The 17811-nt window shown below is 53.2% G+C and carries 12 protein-coding genes and 1 other annotated feature; of the genes, 4 read left to right on the forward strand and 8 right to left on the reverse strand.

The window, feature by feature from the left end; all coding sequences use genetic code 11:
• The first annotated feature begins 196 nt into the window (after positions 1 to 196).
• Positions 197 to 958 (forward strand): YciK family oxidoreductase, encoded by a 762-nt coding sequence (locus tag ABLV08_RS14825; protein WP_015366220.1) that lies wholly within the window; start codon positions 197 to 199, stop codon positions 956 to 958.
• Positions 955 to 1545: a cob(I)yrinic acid a,c-diamide adenosyltransferase gene (cobO, locus tag ABLV08_RS14830; RefSeq protein WP_015366219.1), complete on the forward strand. Its 591-nt coding sequence runs from the start codon at positions 955 to 957 to the stop codon at positions 1543 to 1545. The genes ABLV08_RS14825 and cobO overlap by 4 nt, the downstream gene beginning before the upstream one ends.
• Here the strand turns inward: cobO and ABLV08_RS14835 are convergent.
• From ABLV08_RS14835 to rnm, 8 genes are all read right to left on the reverse strand, one after another.
• Positions 1517 to 2491, reverse strand: a complete 975-nt coding sequence (locus ABLV08_RS14835; protein WP_015366218.1) for an AraC family transcriptional regulator — start codon at positions 2489 to 2491, stop codon at positions 1517 to 1519. The genes cobO and ABLV08_RS14835 overlap by 29 nt on opposite strands.
• Before the next feature lie 25 nt (positions 2492 to 2516).
• Positions 2517 to 4865 (reverse strand): glycoside hydrolase family 3 C-terminal domain-containing protein, encoded by a 2349-nt coding sequence (locus ABLV08_RS14840; RefSeq protein ID WP_348855984.1) that lies wholly within the window; start codon positions 4863 to 4865, stop codon positions 2517 to 2519.
• Between the two features lie 18 nt (positions 4866 to 4883).
• Positions 4884 to 6245, reverse strand: coding sequence for an MFS transporter (locus ABLV08_RS14845; protein WP_015366216.1), 1362 nt, complete (start codon positions 6243 to 6245; stop codon positions 4884 to 4886).
• A 175-nt stretch (positions 6246 to 6420) separates the two neighbouring features.
• Positions 6421 to 7323, reverse strand: coding sequence for a 23S rRNA pseudouridine(2605) synthase RluB (rluB, locus tag ABLV08_RS14850; protein WP_015366215.1), 903 nt, complete (start codon positions 7321 to 7323; stop codon positions 6421 to 6423).
• Positions 7324 to 7531: 208 nt separating this feature from the next.
• Positions 7532 to 10114 (reverse strand): EAL domain-containing protein, encoded by a 2583-nt coding sequence (locus ABLV08_RS14855; RefSeq protein ID WP_348855986.1) that lies wholly within the window; start codon positions 10112 to 10114, stop codon positions 7532 to 7534.
• Positions 10115 to 10141: 27 nt separating this feature from the next.
• Positions 10142 to 12622 (reverse strand): EAL domain-containing protein, encoded by a 2481-nt coding sequence (locus ABLV08_RS14860; protein WP_348855987.1) that lies wholly within the window; start codon positions 12620 to 12622, stop codon positions 10142 to 10144.
• 242 nt (positions 12623 to 12864) lie between these two features.
• Positions 12865 to 13485 carry an L-threonylcarbamoyladenylate synthase gene (locus tag ABLV08_RS14865; RefSeq protein ID WP_015366212.1) on the reverse strand — a complete coding sequence of 207 codons (621 nt, stop codon included), beginning with the start codon at positions 13483 to 13485 and terminating at the stop codon, positions 12865 to 12867.
• A complete protein-coding gene (gene rnm, locus ABLV08_RS14870) occupies positions 13482 to 14363 on the reverse strand; it encodes an RNase AM (protein WP_348855988.1) in 882 nt (293 codons plus the stop codon). Before rnm ends, ABLV08_RS14865 begins: the two co-directional genes overlap by 4 nt.
• A gap of 159 nt (positions 14364 to 14522) precedes the next feature.
• Positions 14523 to 14618, forward strand: a sequence feature (Trp leader region).
• A gap of 35 nt (positions 14619 to 14653) precedes the next feature.
• Here rnm and ABLV08_RS14875 point away from each other — a divergent pair.
• On the forward strand, positions 14654 to 16216 hold the full coding sequence (locus ABLV08_RS14875; RefSeq protein ID WP_126337768.1) for an anthranilate synthase component 1: 1563 nt from the start codon (positions 14654 to 14656) through the stop codon (positions 16214 to 16216).
• A complete protein-coding gene (gene trpD / locus ABLV08_RS14880) occupies positions 16216 to 17811 on the forward strand; it encodes a bifunctional anthranilate synthase glutamate amidotransferase component TrpG/anthranilate phosphoribosyltransferase TrpD (protein ID WP_015366209.1) in 1596 nt (531 codons plus the stop codon). Before ABLV08_RS14875 ends, trpD begins: the two co-directional genes overlap by 1 nt.

A 17811-nucleotide genomic window follows, 5' to 3' on the forward strand; every position in this document is an offset into this window, starting at 1 on the left:
CATCAAGTCTCTGCGCTTTCCGTGCGCTGCGAGGCGCATTCCCGTTTTTTTTGTCGCAATGAAATCGTTGCAAGATATTAATTCTGCGAAGAGTTTCCCTTTGACTGATTGCAATCATCAATCGTTTGAGGCATAAAGCGCAAAAGTAAGATACCGAATAAGACATGGCCGTACGCAGGCCAGCAGAGGAGTCGCCGTGCACTATCAACCGCAATATCACCTACTTAAAGACCGTATCATTCTGGTCACCGGCGCCAGCGACGGCATTGGCCGTGAAGCCGCCCTCACCTATGCGCGCTACAGCGCAAGCGTGGTCCTGGTTGGTCGCAATGAAGAAAAACTGCGCGGCGTCGCGCAAGAAATTGAACAGGCTGGCGGTATTGCGGCACGCTGGTTCACCCTCGACCTGTTGACCTGCACGCCGCAGGAGTGCCAGCAGCTGGCGCAGAAAATCGCGATTCACTACCCGCGCCTTGACGGCGTGCTGCACAATGCCGGCCTGCTTGGCGACGTCTGTCCGATGGACCAGCAGGATCCTGAGGTATGGCAGCAGGTGATGCAGGTAAACGTTAACGGCACGTTTATGCTCACCCAGGCGCTTCTTCCTTTATTACTCAAGTCCGATTCCGGCTCGCTGGTGTTTACCTCTTCCAGCGTTGGCCGCCAGGGCCGCGCCAACTGGGGCGCCTACGCGGCCTCTAAATTCGCTACCGAAGGGATGATGCAGGTCCTGGCCGAAGAGTACCAAAGCCGTCATCTGCGGGTAAATTGTATTAATCCCGGCGGGACGCGTACCAAAATGCGCGCCAGCGCCTTCCCGACAGAAGATCCGCAAAAGCTGAAAACCCCCGCCGATATCATGCCGGTCTATTTATGGCTGATGGGCGATGATAGCCGGCGCAAAACCGGTATGACCTTCGATGCCCAGCCGGGGCGTAAACCAGGGATCTCCCAATGAGCGATCAACGCTACCGCGAGCGCCAGCAGCGGGTAAAAGACAAAGTCGATGCGCGGGTCGCCGCCGCCCAGCAAGAACGCGGGTTGATCATGGTATTTACCGGTAACGGCAAAGGCAAAACCACCGCCGCCTTCGGTACCGTCACCCGCGCGGTTGGACACGGTAAAAAAGCCGGCGTGGTGCAATTCATCAAAGGTACCTGGCCTAACGGTGAGCGTAATTTGCTGGAGCCGCACGGCGTCGAGTTCCAGGTGATGGCCACCGGCTTTACCTGGGATACGCAAAATCGCGACAGCGATACCGCCGCCTGTCTCGATGTCTGGCAGCACGGGCGCCGAATGCTCGCCGACGATAGCCTGGATCTGGTACTGCTGGATGAACTGACCTACATGGTGGCTTACGACTATCTGCCGCTGGAAGAGGTGCTGACGGCGCTGCGCAACCGCCCAGCGCATCAAACGGTGATGATTACCGGCCGCGGCTGCCACCGCGAGATTATCGAGATAGCTGACACCGTCAGCGAACTACGCCCGGTAAAGCACGCCTTTGACGCCGGGGTCAAAGCGCAGATGGGGATTGATTACTAACCGCCAGCCTCGCCAGCAGTTGGCCGTTTAATGGCAGGCATACGCAGTCCTCGCCGAGCGCCAGCTGTTGGTCGAGGACGTTTTGCCGCGAAACAAAGCGTTTGCGGTACTCTGTCGGCGTCAGTCCGCAGTATTTGTTAAAGGCGGCGATCAGGTATTTGTGCTCCTGAAAACCGCAGCTATGGCTGATTTCGGTGATCGGCGTACGCGTATCACGCAGTAGATTGCGAGCCTTATTCAGCCGCACCAGGGTCAGATACTCTTTAAAGTTGTAACGACTCACCCGCTTAAACAGCCGGGAAAACCACGAATAGCTCATGCCGCTGTGCTCTGCCACTTCGCTCAAGGTCAATGGCCGATCGTAATGCAGATTAATATAATCAATTCCTTTTTTAATCATCGACTCTTCGCGTAGCGAGCTCTCCTCACGCTCCTGAGGCTCTCCTGCCGTCACCAATGCATCAAGCAGCAAATATATCGCCGCGATACGCTGGAATGGCGTACGGTTATCGACAAGCTGTTGCAGCAGCGCCGTTAACCGCTGGCGCACCTGCCAATCCACGCTCTGCGCAATACGCCCGGCGGTACACCACTCCAGCCGCGGAGAGGGATGCATTTCATCAAACAGACCCGGCGAAAACTGCACGGTGACCAGTTGGCTACCGGGCATCTCCGCGCTGAGCGAATGCACCTCCTCCGCGTTGATATACAACATATCGCCCGCGCGCAATTGCCACTCCCGCTGGCCGACGGCCAGCGTGAAACCGCCATGCAGGACGGTGATAAGCTCCGGCGCCGGGTGCCAGTGAGGTTCGCAGTAGCGCACCTCGGCGGCGAAGACGTTGAGTTTCTCAGCGTCGAAGGCGATCAGCTCGTAGCCGCTATTGGTCGCCGGCTGCCCGCTTTGTGTCACCTGACGGGGATGCGTCACTGAAAACGGGAACACGGAGTACCTCCTGAACTTTTGTTGATTAATGACCCGCCAGCACGGCATTGAGTTCGTCGCGATCGATATCCAGCGCCAGGAACTCAGTCAATGCAATCAGCAAACCACAGAACAGATCTGGCGCCAGGCGGATAAGCTTTTCACGTACCAGGTCAGGCGCTACCCCGCTCTTCGCCGATATCAGCGCCACCACGCGGGCAAAGGCTTCCGGCTGTTGAATAAGCTGCTGCAGAGAATTGTCGTCGCGCAGCGGTACGTAGCGCGCAGGGCAATCAATCTCAACGCTTGCCGTTAAGGGAAGATCGCGAGACGAGGCGCCCACGTAGATTTGCCACTGCCCAGGGGTCACCAGCCAATCCGCCAGCCCCGGATGATAGCAGGCTAAATCAGCGACGGGCAGCGCAAGCTCAACGCGACGCGTTTCCCCTGCCAGCAACGACACTTTGCTAAAGGCTTTCAGCGCGCGAACCTCGCGGATCAGCTCCCCCTTCGGGGCCGTAACATACAGCTGTACAATCTCCTTGCCCTCGCAATCGCCGATATTCGTTAAATCAAAGGCGACATGCAGGGTTTCGCCTTCGGCAAGCCGCGATGCGGAAAGCGCAAGATTGGCATAGCTGAATTGGGTATAGCTCAGGCCAAAGCCAAACGGGAAACGCGGCGAAAGAAGGCGTTTATCGTAATAGCGATAGCCGACAAACAGACCCTCGCCATAGTGATGGCGCAGGTTTTCCCCTGGATACTGCAGCCAGGCAGGCGTCTCTTCGAGAGTATTTGGCACCGTGACGGTTAGCTTACCGCAGGGGTTCCGCTTACCGAAGAGAATTTCAGCCACGGCGCGCCCCATCCCCTGTCCGGCAAAGAAGGTTTCCAGCAGCGCCCGGCATTCGCCAAGCCATGGCATCACCACCGCATCGCTGTTGGCCAACACCACAACCACGTTTGGCTGTACCCCGGCGACCTCACGGATCAGCTGTTCGTGCGCGGGAAGAATATTCAGATCCTGGCGATCGCCATTCTCTCCATCTTCACCGACCGCCGTGCTGACAAAAATCACTGCCACATCGGCGGCTCCGGCGACGTCACGCGCCTGCGCCAGCGCCTGCTCGTCGCTTTGATTGTCGTCTGGCGCGCCCGGCGCCCACGTGACCTTAAAGTCATCCCCGGCAAGATCGAAAATCTCATCCTGCGGACGGTCGAGTAAATAGGGAACCGTAGTGGCGCAACCCGAGCCCTGAATAACCGGCTCCTGAGCGGGTTTACCGATCACCGCGATGCGCGGCGTTTTGTGTGGCTTCAGCGGCAGCAGGTTGTTTTCATTTTTCAGTAATACGATGGATTCTGCCGCTAAACGCTGCGATAACGCATGATGTGCGGCAAAATCAGCACGCGTGTGCGGCCGGCGATGTCGTTGCACTTTATCAACCAGTTCCAGCATCCGCAGACACGCCCGGTCGACCACCGGCATCGGTACCTCCCCGCAGGAGATTGCCGCCAGCAGGGTTTGTTTGTCCCGGCGGGTTTCCGGCATTGCCAGGTCATTGCCGGCAAGCAGCGATGCCGGGCGATCTTTAATACCGTACCAGTCGGACATCACCAGACCGTCATACCCCCATTCATCACGCAATACCTGGGTCAGTAAGAACGGATCCTGCGATGTTTGAACGCCATTAAGACGATTATAAGAAGACATCACCGTCCAGGGCTGGGATTTGGCGATCGCTCGTTGAAATCCGGCGAGATAGATTTCACGCAGCGCCCGCTCCTCAATAATCGAATCCATTTCGGTACGCCGATACTCGGAGTTATTGGCGGCAAAATGTTTAAGGCTGGCGCCGACGCCTTCGGCCTGTAAGCCGTTAATCAGCGCCGCGGCGATATCCCCACTAACGACCGGGTCCTCTGAATAGTATTCATAGCCGCGTCCAGCCAGCGGGGTGCGCCGAATGTTAATTCCCGGCCCCAATAGAATACCCACCCCCATCTGTTGGCATTCGCGACCCAGCGCTTCGCCCATCTCCCGTACCAGTTCAACATCCCAGCTACAGGCCAGACTGGAGCCATTCGGAAAACAGGTGGCCGGCAGCGAGGCGCTGAACAACGCTTCGCTGCCGCCCTTGGCGACAGGCTCGTCGGCGCTGGCCTGGTCGGCGGTTTGGGTAATCACCGAGATGAAGTCATCCATGCTCCACTTTTCATTGCCATCTATTTGCGCGCTGCTATAGCGCACGCCGTAGGTACCATCGGTCATCACGATATCGGGGATACCGTGCTGCGGCATCGATGCCGTGCGCCACAGGCCGCTGCCGGTCAGCAGCGCCACTTTTTCCTCTACCGACATGGCGGCGATAACGGTACTAAAATCGTTGTTCATCTCTCTGACTCCTTGAGGTTAAAGCGCGTTTTGCTTACGCAGGCTGATTTTCTGCACGATATCGCGATAGGTATTTTCATCTAACGCATAGCAGGCCACGAAGATGGCGCTGATGGCGAACATTGCGCCGGGGAAAAGCGTCATCAGAATATTGATGCCATTAATCGCATCGCTGGTCACATTACCCGCATCATAGTGATAAAGATCCAGCATCCAGCCCGCGCAGCCGCCGCCAATCGCCATCGCAATTTTAGTGATGAAGTTAAAGAAACCGTAGATGGCCCCCTCAGAGCGTACACCGTGATGCCATTCAGCATATTCGACGGTGTCGGCAATCATCGACCACATGGCGACAAAGCCCATGCCAAGCGTAATGCTGTAAAGACACACGCCGATCATTATCAGCCACAGGTTATTACCAGCGATGAAATATTGCATCAGTACCCCCAGCACGCCAATTAACAACGCCAGAAGCGCCATTTTCTTTTTCCCCATTAACGCAATCACTTTCTCAGAGATAATGGTTCCAATAATATAAGCACCAGACTGAATCATGAAGAAAGTAGCGGTAAACCCTTCGCTGCCGATAATGTATTTAATAAAGTAAATGGCGATCGCCATCCAGACTGTATAGGCGATATAGAAAAACACGGTAAATAATGAAAGATGAATCAGTGGTGCATTACCTAATACCGCACGGAACATTTCGCGAAGCGTCGGCGCATTCATTTTATCCTCTTCGCCAACGCGTTCTTTGGTCATGCCAAAACAGGCAAGAAACATAAAAGTCGCTAACAGCGCAAAGCAGGAAACGGCAAAGACATAGCCCATTTGTTTGTCGTTAAAGGGCGAAATCAGCCAGTCTGCCGTTGTGGAAACAATCAGATACCCGACAATAGCCAACACAAAGCGATATACCGACAGCGACGAACGCGAGGCCTCATGCTGCGTCAAGCGGTTGGTCAATGCCGAATAAGGTGTGTTAACCGCCGTATAGGCCAGGCAATAGATGGTATAGGAGGCCAGCGCGAAATAAAATTTAGCTTCCCCACCAAATGGCACAAAACACAACACGGTTAAAAAGCCTAACGGTATCGCACCATATAATAGCCAGGGACGCAATTTGCCATATTTACTCTGCGTTTTATCAATTGCAAAGCCAATCAGGATATTAAAAATTGCGTCAATCACTCGGGCAATCACAAAGATCAGACTCGCCTGTACCGCGCTGATGCCATAAACATTAGTATAAAAAAATAGTAAGAATAACGAGACAAAACCGAACGATAAATTAGAGGCGAAATCGCCTAAGCCATAGCCTATCTTTTCTTTTACGCCGATGACCACATAGCTTGCCGATAACTTTGTTGTTGTACTCATTGCGGGCTACCTGTTTTGTAATCAGTGCCGACAGTATATGGCGACGCTAATAACATCACTTTGCGTTATTTGTCTGCGTAATTCCTGTTTCTTGTCTTTATGCGAAAGTGTGAAAAATGTCACAAGCGAGGGAAAAGAGGAGCATCCCGGCGGGAACCCGCCGGAATGTACAGCATTAGCCGTTAGTCTTGTTGCGGGTGCTGGAACGGCGGTTGCCGTTATTCCCCTGGCGAGGATTGCCGCTGGTCTGGCTATGACGCTTGACGGCGCGGCGGATTTGATTCGCTTTCATACGACGGCGATCTTTCTCCACCGCTACTTTGCTTTCGGTTTCCGCCGGCAGCTCCACCAGTTCACGAAGATAGTTGGTCTGTGCCAGATCCAGTTCAGTCCAGCCGCCGCGCGGCAGGCCTTTCGGCAGCAGAATATCGCCGTAGCGTACGCGGATAAGACGGCTAACCTGAACGCCGACGGCTTCCCACAGGCGACGCACTTCGCGGTTGCGCCCTTCGGTCAAGGTAACGTTATACCATTGGTTGATCCCTTCACCGCCAGTGAACTTAATCGTTTTAAACGCTGCAGGGCCATCTTCTAACTGTACGCCACGCGCCAGCTGGCGCAGTTTGTCTTCATCGACCTGGCCGAAAACGCGGACGGCGTATTCACGCTCAACTTCGCGGCTTGGGTGCATCAAACGGTTCGCCAGTTCACCATCGGTGGTAAACAGCAGCAGGCCGCAGGTGTTCACATCGAGGCGACCTACCGCAATCCAGCGCGCGCCGCGCAGTTTCGGCAGACGGTCGAAAACCGTTGGGCGCCCTTCCGGATCGTTACGGGTGCAGAGTTCGCCTTCTGGTTTGTAATAGGCCAATACCCGACAAATTTGCTCGGCAGATTCTTTTACCGAAATAAGATGACCGTCGATACGGATTTTCAAACCAGGTACGATTTCAACACGATCGCCGAGGGTTGCGATCTTACCATCCACGCTGACGCGTCCAGCTTCGATGATAGTTTCAATTTCGCGGCGGGAGCCATGGCCAGCACGAGCCAGCACTTTCTGTAATTTCTCGCTCATAGAGCTTCCTTTAGGTGTCGCCTTCCCAGGCGTCTGATATGCTTTGGCAACAACAGGCCATATAAAATCACCAACCTGTTGTTATATAAATACTTTACACATTTTAAGGCGCCATTCGTCAGCACTGTAAAACAGCGCGCGCGCCTGCGTGGGCGAACATACTACACTAACTTCAAAATGAATGCTTCACTGCGATACATTTCTCTGTCTATAGATTATCGCTCGCCGTCAATGCACTTGCCAGGAAGGGAAAGTCGGCAAATGGCGCCGGGTGACCAAACAGATAACCTTGCGCTTTCTGGCAACCGAGGTCGCGTAACTGGTTTTTTATCGCCTCATCTTCAATACCCTCAGCAACGACGGGTACCTTAAACCCCTGAGCCAGCACAATCAGCGATGCAATCATCGATTCTGCTTTATCATCATCGGCAAATTGGCAAATCAGACGGCGGTCAATTTTGATGCTATCAAATGACAGCGTATGTAAATAAGGCAAACTGGATAAATTGACGCCAAAATCATCCAGCGCGACGGCAATACCATGGCGGCGGAGATAAGCAATCATCCGGCTAATTCGCACAGCATCATTCATCAATAACCGTTCGGTTATCTCAAGACAAATATTGCCCGTGACCAGCCCATGACGATAAATTGCATCCATTAAATGCCAGGCAAAATCCTGTTGCAGGAGTTGAATCGCCGATACGTTGATATGCAGAATAAAGTTCGCCGGCGCCCCGCGGAGAATCATCGCGGAAAGTTCCCGACAGGCCTGTTCAATAATCCAGCGTCCCAGCGGGATTATCAACCCGCTCTCTTCCGCCAGGGGGAGGAAACGATCGGGAGGAATTTCGCCTACCGTTTCGGAGCGCCAGCGAAGCAAACATTCTCCTTCCTGAAAAGCGCTTTGATCCTGCAAATCCACAATTGGCTGTAGCATCAGATGAAATTCATGTTGCTGGATCGCATCATGAAGATGCTCATGGAGTTGGATATTATAAAGCTCAGCCTCATGCATCTCGCCGCTGAAAAACGTCGCAACGCCGTTTCCCTGTTTCTGCGCATGGCGTAATGCAATCCATGCCTCACGCAACGTTTGTTCAATATTCTCTGCGTGGATCTCAGTCGTCACCAGGCCAATATTGCCGGTATAAACGTATTTGCTTGCCGTAGGAGACGCTTCATTATTGACGTCGATAAATAGTGAGGAGAGCAGTTCTCTGTAGCGCTGGCGCTCTTTTGGCTGAGTTTGTCCTGGAAAAACCACGATAAGCTTATCCACTGTATCGCGGGCAATCAGCGTATTCGTCGGCAGTAAATTATGCAGGCGAAAAATATAATCGCTAATAAATTTTTCACCATACTCCGTACTTAAGGAATTGATAATAGCGTTCATATTACTGATATGCACCAGCGCGAGCAGGTTTCTACCTTGATATAGCGATGTCTGACGCAGTAACCCTGTCCGCGAGAATAACCCGGTGGTTTTATCCTCCTCTATTTCACGCCGTTGGGCGTCGAAACTTTCTGCCAGCTTATGCGATAGCGCCATAAATGTGGTTTCCAGAGAGGCTATTTCCGGGAAATGACGCTTATTATCTGGCGGCGTCCAGCGGTGCGTCGCAAGCTGATCCGCTTTACGGACAATATCTCGCAACGGTTTTACCACCTTCGCCAGGCCATAGAAAACCACCAGCAGACCAAGTACAAAAATGACAAACAGCATGATCATGGTAATGGCTATATATTTAATGATGGTACGGGTAATCATTCTCGCCGGGCTAATCACAATCCCCGTCCAGTGCAATATGTCATCACGGTCGGTGATTGGAAAAGCATCAACATAATATTCTTCTTTGCCGGAACTGAAAAACTGCAATCCCGTATGGTGATTCGCTTTTAACGTGCGACTGGCTGCCACAACAACCGGTAAATGAGTGTTTTCGAGCGTTTGTAGATTCAGCCGTGAGTGTTTTCCCCCGGCCAGCATATTTCGCGTCAATGATGGCACTGATGAAGAAATGAGCTCATTTTTTTCATTAACAATCAGCAGAATACTTTCAGGATGGGGTTTAAATTTTTCCAGGCTTTTATTTAGTTCGTTGAGGTGCAACTCGCTGGCGACGACGCCAACAAACTGTCCCTGGCGATTGAATGCCGGTGAGCTGAACGCAACGCCAATTTCATTTTCATATTCATAATCGCGAAAGGGTTTTGTCCAGTGCGGACGCTGGTCTTTGGCAACCGCCGCATACCATTCGCGCTGCGTTATTTGATAATCCGCACGCACCGCTTTTACTAATGAATTCACCGTCAGGTGACTATACGCCGTCAGATGGTGATCTGTTTGCGCATCTTTTACCGCAAGATAATCATTCGACTCGGCCTGGCCGCGCGCCACTTGAATAAAATCGCCATTGACCGCGCCAAATCCGAGCAGATTCAGATAATGTTTGTTGCTGAAGACGTTATTGGCGGTATTGACCATTTCGCCGATCAGGCTGCGAACCGGGATCGCAGTACTGGATTGACGTCCGATCGCATGAACCAGTATCGCGTTCGATTGCGCGGGAACATCAATATAATCGTGGATGACTTCCTCGATATTGACTCTTTTCGCACGCAGAATATCCTCACTCACCTCATCAAAAAAAGCATAACCTTCGTAGTAGAGAAAAGCATATGTCGTCAGCAGCACGACGAGAATTGTCGTGGCTAAGGTAAATATGATGGCCTGAGTTAGAGTGAACGGGTAGCTGTTGACCGAAAGCTGTTTTTTTAATATTTGCATCGTTATTATCGCCGTTGGTCTATCTCATCATTCCGGTTCAACAACGAAAAACCCATTGGCGACGTCAAAACTATCAAACGTTTTCGGCCGGGAATAATAGTATCCCTGGGCCAAATCACAGCCCATCTCCTGCAGTTTTTCTGCCATTTCGCGCGTTTCAACGCCTTCGGCCACCAGCGGCACGGAAAAACTTCGCGCCAACATTAACACCGAGGCGATAACCGCTTCGTTTTTTTTATCATCAAGCACATTGCTGACAAACCCGCGGTCAATCTTCAGACAATCAAATGGCAGCGAATGCAGATACGAGAGGCTGGAATAACCGGAACCAAAATCATCAATCGCTATACATACGCCAAGACGACGTAGATAAGCCAGTATTTCGACAATTCGCCACGTGTCATGCAGCAAGACGCTTTCGGTGATTTCAAGACAAATATTGCTGTTCATCAAATCATTAGCGTGAATTGATTCCAGCAGATGCTGAGCAAAATCAGGTTGCTGAAGCTGAATTGCCGAGATATTGACATGCAGTTTAAAATCACGCGGCGCGCCGCGCGTGATAAACGCGGCAAGTTCACGGCAGGCGGTTTCAATTATCCATTTCCCTAACGGCACAATCATGCCGGTGTGCTCGGCAAGGGCGATAAATTTGTCGGGCGGCACGAAGCCCAACACATTTGATTGCCAGCGGATCAGGCATTCACCTTCTTTACAAGGCCGCTGCGATTCAAATGAAACGATCGGCTGCAAAACGAGATGGAAACCTTCCGAATGGAGATCGTCGCATAACGCCTGATGCAGACGCAGATTATTCACTTCCTCTTCACGCATGGCGGCCGTGAAAAGTTTACTCGTACCGCTACGCTCCATCTGGGCATGCTGTAAAGCCAGACTAACATTCATCAGACATTCGCCGATGTTCTCTGGGGTTAATGATTCAATCAACATGCCAATATGGCCAGTAAATATATGCGATTCGCCGGGCATATCAGAAGCAGACATACGAAAAACAGAAGCAAGTAGCGCGCTGTACCAGTCGACATCCTTTTCGGCATACATGCCATCAAAAGCGATAATGAACAAGTCTTCTCGATCACGACAACATAATGCCCCTTCAGGCAATATTTTGCGAAGGCGTAAAGTAAACTGGTGAATAAACTGTCGGGCCTGAGTCGTACCGAGCACATTCTTAACCGAGTTGTAGTTGTTAACGTATACCATCGCCAGCATATTGCGATGACGGTACAGCGACTCACAATGCAGTAAACCGCTACGGGTTAAAAAACCGGTTTCGCTATCTTCTTCCAGCTTCCGGCGTTTAGATTCGAAAGTGTCTGGAATAATTGCATACAGGTTGCTCAATGCTGCATCCAACGATGCTATTTCCGGAAATACGCGTTTAGTTGGTTTATTCCACGGCATTAACCCCAGACGCACTTTATCTGCAACGTCCTTTAAGGCGCCGGTGAAATGAGAAATAATCATCATCAGAATCAATATCAGAATAAAAATAAACAGTGTCGTGGCGAAGGTCACAAGTTGACGCTGTTTATTCATTTCCGCCATTTCCGCATGCTGTGGCGCGATAAGTACCGCCTTCCAGTTCAGCAGATGTTGGCGGTCCTGCACGCTAAAGGCGGTCGCCAACAAAGACTCGTCCTCTGTACGCAAGGAAAATGACGTCGGCGACGGCTGCGCCGAGGTAAGCTTTGCTATCAATTGGCGGTCCTGCTGCCATTTATGTTGGTTGCCGGAACGCGCGACAATGCGATTGTTGTCATCGATAAGCAGAAGAGCATAGCTTTTATCCGGCAGGAGACTCTGTAAATAAGCGGTCATATCTGCAGGTGTGGCGCCGCTGGCGATCGCCCCGATGAAGCGGCCTTGTTTACCGTACACTGGCTGGTTCCAGCTCATGATCAAACTGCCGGTAGAGAGAGAGCGTTGCCAGAAACCTTGCGTTTGCTGGCGAGCGCGGCGAAACTGCGGTAAATCAGCAACATTAAACGCGTTATTGACGTTGACAATATTGGTCTGCGGGCTTAACCCGCTGTATTTAACCAAGGAGTGATGATTATCACGCTGGGTTCGTTGTAAATAAATTTGATTACTATGATTGTCACGAATAACAGCAATACTGGAGCCATTTTCCGCAAACCACGACAGGCTCTGGAAGGCGGGCATAGTTTTAAACGCGCGCGCCGTCAAATACACCATTTCAGGAACTAAAGTATCCTTATCGATGTTGTTACTTTCGCCCTGAATATATTGTAAAAATAGATTCGTTATTTGTCGTGGGCGATCGACGGCATCCTCAAGTGTATGCTGAATAAACGCATACTGAGAACCAATGATTTTTTTATCAATGGCACTACTGACCTGACTCGACTGATAGTTAAACAAGCCAGTCAAACTGATAATAATCAGTATTAGCGCCAGCAGTGAAACCACAAGCACGCTTTTTACCAGGGTGATGGGATAGGTATTTGGGGTCAGCTTTGGCATATATTAACGGTAACACTAGAAAGCATGAAAAAATTTAACAGTACTTTCTTCCTCTTAAACGCGTCAGAGGGTTGAATAGTCAGCTTATGCATAATGTTGAATTTCTTTCTGGAAGCAATATCAGTGAGTGATATCGTAAGCGGACTAATAATATAAATAAGAAAGGAGCGACTCAATGCGGAAAGGATTTTAAAATAAATTTAAGCCGCGGGCGACGCGTGAAACGCCACCCGCGAGAAGCATCACTGGAAGGGTTTGATATCACCGACGCCTTCACGAAGCACCACCGGCGCGTCTTCGGTCAGGTCGATAACCGTCGTCGGCTGCTGGCCAAGATAACCGCCGTGAATAATCAGATCGACCACCTTCTCCAGACGGTCTTTAATCTCTTCCGGATCGGACTCCGTGAATTCATTACCTGGCAGCATCAACGATGTCGAGAGCATCGGTTCGCCAAGCGTTTCCAACAGCATCTGGGCGATAGGGTTCGCCGGCACGCGCATCCCAATGGTTTTACGCTTTTCTTGCAACAGGCGGCGCGGCACCTCTTTCGTTCCCTTAAGAATGAACGTGTAGTTGCCCGGCGTATTGTTTTTGATAAGACGAAACGCCACGTTATCGACAAACGCGTAGGTCGATAACTCGGAGAGATCGCGGCACATCAGGGTGAAATTGTGGCCATCCGGCAACTGACGGATACGGCAGATCCGCTCCATCGCCCCTTTATCTTCGATTTTGCAACCCAGGGCATAGCCAGAGTCCGTTGGATAAACGATAACCCCGCCCTTACGCACAATTTCCACCGCCTGATTAATCAACCGCGCCTGCGGATTATCGGGATGGATATAGAAAAACTGGCTCATACTTCCCTCTCAATTTGTTTAGCGGCCACTTCCCAACTGCGCCAGATCCCTTCCACGCCAGCGGGTAGCCAAAGTTTGCGCCCCAGTTCAATCCACGGGCAGGGCTGGTGGAAATCCGAACCCTGCGACGCCATCAAACCAAACTGTTGCGCGTAGCTCGCCAGCTGCGCGCGCTCATGCGGCGCCTGCTGGCATTGGGCGACCTCCATCGCGTCGCCGCCCTGCTCGCTAAAATGGGCCAACAGCCGTTTCAGCCATTTGGCAGAAAGATCGTAACGCCCCGGATGGGCGATCACCGCTTTGCCGCCAGAATGATGAATGACATCAATCGCTTGTTTTATTGTACACCACTGCGGCGGAACGTATCCGGTTTTCCCGCGGGCGAGATATTTTTTGAATACATCGGCAATATTGCTCGCAAAGCCGGCTTCAACTAAAAAGCGGGCAAAATGGCCGCGGGTGACCGCGCCGCCATCGGCGAGCTTTAACGCCCCTTCCCAGGCACCGGGGATACGCGTTTTCTCCAACCGTTCGGCAATCATCTGCCCGCGCTGGTTGCGCCGCTCTTTCTGTTCACAGAGCAGTTGCGTCATCGCCGGATGGTCGATATCAATATTCAGTCCGACGATATGAATTTCGTGGTTTTCCCACAGGGTGGAAATTTCTACCCCGGTGATAAGCGTGAGCGGCAGTTCAGCCCGCGCAATTTCGGCACGCGCTGCCGGAATGGCCGCCACGCTATCATGATCGGTGATTGCCAGCGTCCCCACCCGCATCTCATGCGCGCGATGTACCAGCTCTTCTGGAGTCAATCGCCCATCGGAGGCGACGGTATGGCTGTGCAGGTCATAAATGACCGCGTAATTAGTGTCGCTCAAAATGGCTCCTGGTGGACCTGAACTGAAATAAGCGCATTATGATAACGACTGAGAAAGAAAATCTGCAAACAAGGGTTGACTTTATTTTCATGGACTAGTTAACTAGTACGCAAGTTCACACAACGGGTATCTCTGATGAAAGCGCAAATTATTACTCTTCATAGCTGGTGGCGTCGTTCCTGGAATCGGGCGGCGTGATCGCGTTTTGCACTCAGCAAACAGATACCGGGCCCGCCACTGAGCGGGCTTTTTTTTGAACGAAATAATGAACAGAACAGGCGAGAATGATAATGCAAACATCAAAACCAGCGCTCGAGCTTCTCACCAGCGACGCCATCTATCGCGAAAACCCGACGGCGTTATTCCATCAATTATGCGGCGCGCGTCCGGCAACCTTGCTGCTGGAATCGGCCGACATCGATAGTAAAGACGATTTAAAAAGCCTGCTGCTGGTCGATAGCGCCCTGCGCATTACCGCTTTTGGCAATACCGTCACTGTCCAGGCGCTTTCAGCGAACGGCGCCGCGCTGCTTGAACTGCTGGATAACGCATTGCCGTCCGGCATTGAGAATCTGCGCCAGCCGAACAGCCGGGTACTCACCTTCCCACCGGTTAGCGCCCTGTTGGATGAAGACGCTCGCCTGTGCTCGTTATCGGTGTTCGATGCGTTTCGTCTGTTACAGGATTTAGTCAGCGTCCCGCAGGCCGAGCGCGAAGCGATGTTCTTTGGCGGCCTGTTCGCTTACGACCTGGTGGCCGGTTTTGAGGATTTACCACCGCTCAATACCGATACTGCCTGCCCGGATTACTGTTTCTACCTGGCGGAGACGCTGCTGGTCATCGATCACCAGACCAAAAGCACCCGCATTCAGGCGAGCCTGTTCACGCCGCTGGAGAATGAGAAACAGCGTCTTCTGCAACGTATCGCCCAGCTTCGCCAGCAGTTAAATGAACCGCCCGCGCCGCTGCCGGTGACAACGGTTGCCGAAATGCGCTGCGACGTCGATCAGAGCGATGAAGAGTACGGCGCCGTGGTGCGCAAAATGCAGCGCGCCATTCGCGCGGGCGAAATTTTCCAGGTCGTGCCGTCGCGCCGCTTCTCCCTCCCCTGCCCGTCGCCGCTGGCCTCGTACGATGTGCTGAAAAAGAGCAATCCCAGCCCGTATATGTTCTTTATGCAGGATAACGATTTCACCCTGTTCGGCGCATCGCCGGAAAGCTCGCTGAAATACGACGCCGTCAGCCGCCAGATTGAGATCTACCCCATTGCCGGCACCCGTCCGCGCGGCCGCCGCGCCGATGGTGCGCTGGATCGCGATCTCGATAGCCGTATTGAGCTGGAGATGCGTACCGACCACAAAGAGCTTTCTGAACATCTGATGCTGGTCGACCTGGCCCGTAACGATCTGGCCCGCATCTGTACCCCGGGTAGCCGCTACGTGGCGGATTTAACCAAAGTCGATCGCTACTCCTTTGTGATGCATCTGGTTTCCCGCGTGGTCGGCGAACTGCGCCGCGATCTTGATGTCCTGCACGCCTACCGCGCCTGCATGAATATGGGCACCCTTAGCGGCGCGCCGAAAGTTCGCGCCATGCAGCTAATCGCCGCCGCGGAAGGCAAGCGTCGCGGTAGCTACGGCGGCGCGGTCGGCTACTTTACCGCCCATGGCGACCTCGATACCTGCATCGTGATCCGCTCAGCCTACGTTGAGGATGGCATTGCCACCGTGCAGGCGGGCGCCGGTATCGTGCTCGATTCCGTTCCGCAATCCGAGGCGGATGAAACCCGTAATAAAGCTCGCGCCGTGCTGCGCGCCATTGCTCAGGCCCACCACGCGAAGGAGACTTTCTAATGGCCGACATCCTGCTGCTCGATAATATCGACTCCTTTACCTATAACCTCGCCGACCAGCTGCGGGCTAACGGCCACAACGTGGTTATTTATCGTAATACCGTACCGGCGCAATCGCTGATTGAACGTATCGGCACCATGGATAATCCGGTGCTGATGCTCTCTCCGGGGCCGGGAACTCCAAGCGAAGCCGGCTGCATGCCCGAGCTGCTGACCCGCCTGCGCGGCAAGTTACCGATTATCGGTATCTGCCTCGGCCACCAGGCCATCGTGGAAGCCTACGGCGGCTATGTCGGCCAGGCGGGAGAAATCCTTCACGGCAAAGCGTCAAGCATTGAGCATGACGGCCAGGCGATGTTCGCCGGTCTCGCCAACCCGCTGCCGGTGGCCCGCTACCATTCTCTTGTCGGCAGCAATATTCCGGCCGGGCTCACCATCAACGCCAATTTCAACGGTATGGTGATGGCGGTTCGCCACGACGCCGATCGCGTCTGCGGCTTCCAGTTCCATCCGGAGTCGATTCTGACTACCCAAGGAGCGCTACTGCTGGAGCAAACGCTGGCATGGGCGCTGCAGAAACTGGAGCAGACCAATGTCGTACAGCCGATTCTGGAAAAACTGTACCAGGCCGAGACGCTGAGCCAGCAGGAGAGCCACGTGCTGTTTTCCGCCGTCGTGCGCGGCGAAGTGAAGCCGGAACAGCTGGCCGCCGCGCTGGTAAGCATGAAAGTGCGCGGCGAACAACCACAGGAAATTGCCGGCGCCGCTACCGCGCTGCTGGAAAACGCCGCGCCGTTCCCGCGCCCGGATTATCAGTTTGCCGATATCGTCGGTACCGGCGGCGATGGCAGCAACAGTATCAATATCTCAACCGCCAGCGCCTTTGTCGCCGCCGCCTGCGGTTTAAAGGTAGCGAAACACGGTAACCGCAGCGTCTCCAGTAAATCGGGTTCGTCCGATCTGCTGGCCGCGTTTGGCATCAACCTGGATATGAATGCCGATAAATCGCGCGCCGCGCTGGATGAACTGGGCGTCTGCTTCCTGTTCGCGCCGAAATACCACACCGGTTTCCGCCACGCGATGCCGGTCCGCCAGCAGTTGAAAACGCGCACCTTGTTTAACGTGTTGGGGCCGCTTATCAATCCGGCGCACCCGCCGCTGGCGTTGATTGGCGTCTACAGCCCGGAACTGGTGTTGCCGATTGCAGAAACCTTGCGCGTACTCGGTTATCAACGTGCCGCCGTGGTACACAGCGGCGGCATGGACGAAGTATCGTTGCATGCGCCGACCGTGGTCGCCGAACTCAATAACGGCGAAATTCAAAGCTATCAGCTGACCGCCGCCGACTTCGGCCTGACGCCATATCATCAGGATCAACTGGCCGGCGGCACGCCGGAAGAAAACCGTGACATTCTCACGCGCTTGCTACAAGGTAAAGGTGAAGCCGCTCATGAAGCCGCCGTTGCCGCCAACGTCGCCATGTTGATGCGTTTACACGGGCATGAAGACCTGAAAGCCAACGCCCGGCAGGTGCTGGATGTGCTGCACAGCGGAGCGGCCTATGACAGAGTGACCGCATTAGCGGCAAGAGGGTAA

It is taken from the genome of Klebsiella sp. CN_Kp088, assembly GCF_040064335.1.
Lineage (GTDB): Bacteria > Pseudomonadota > Gammaproteobacteria > Enterobacterales > Enterobacteriaceae > Klebsiella > Klebsiella aerogenes.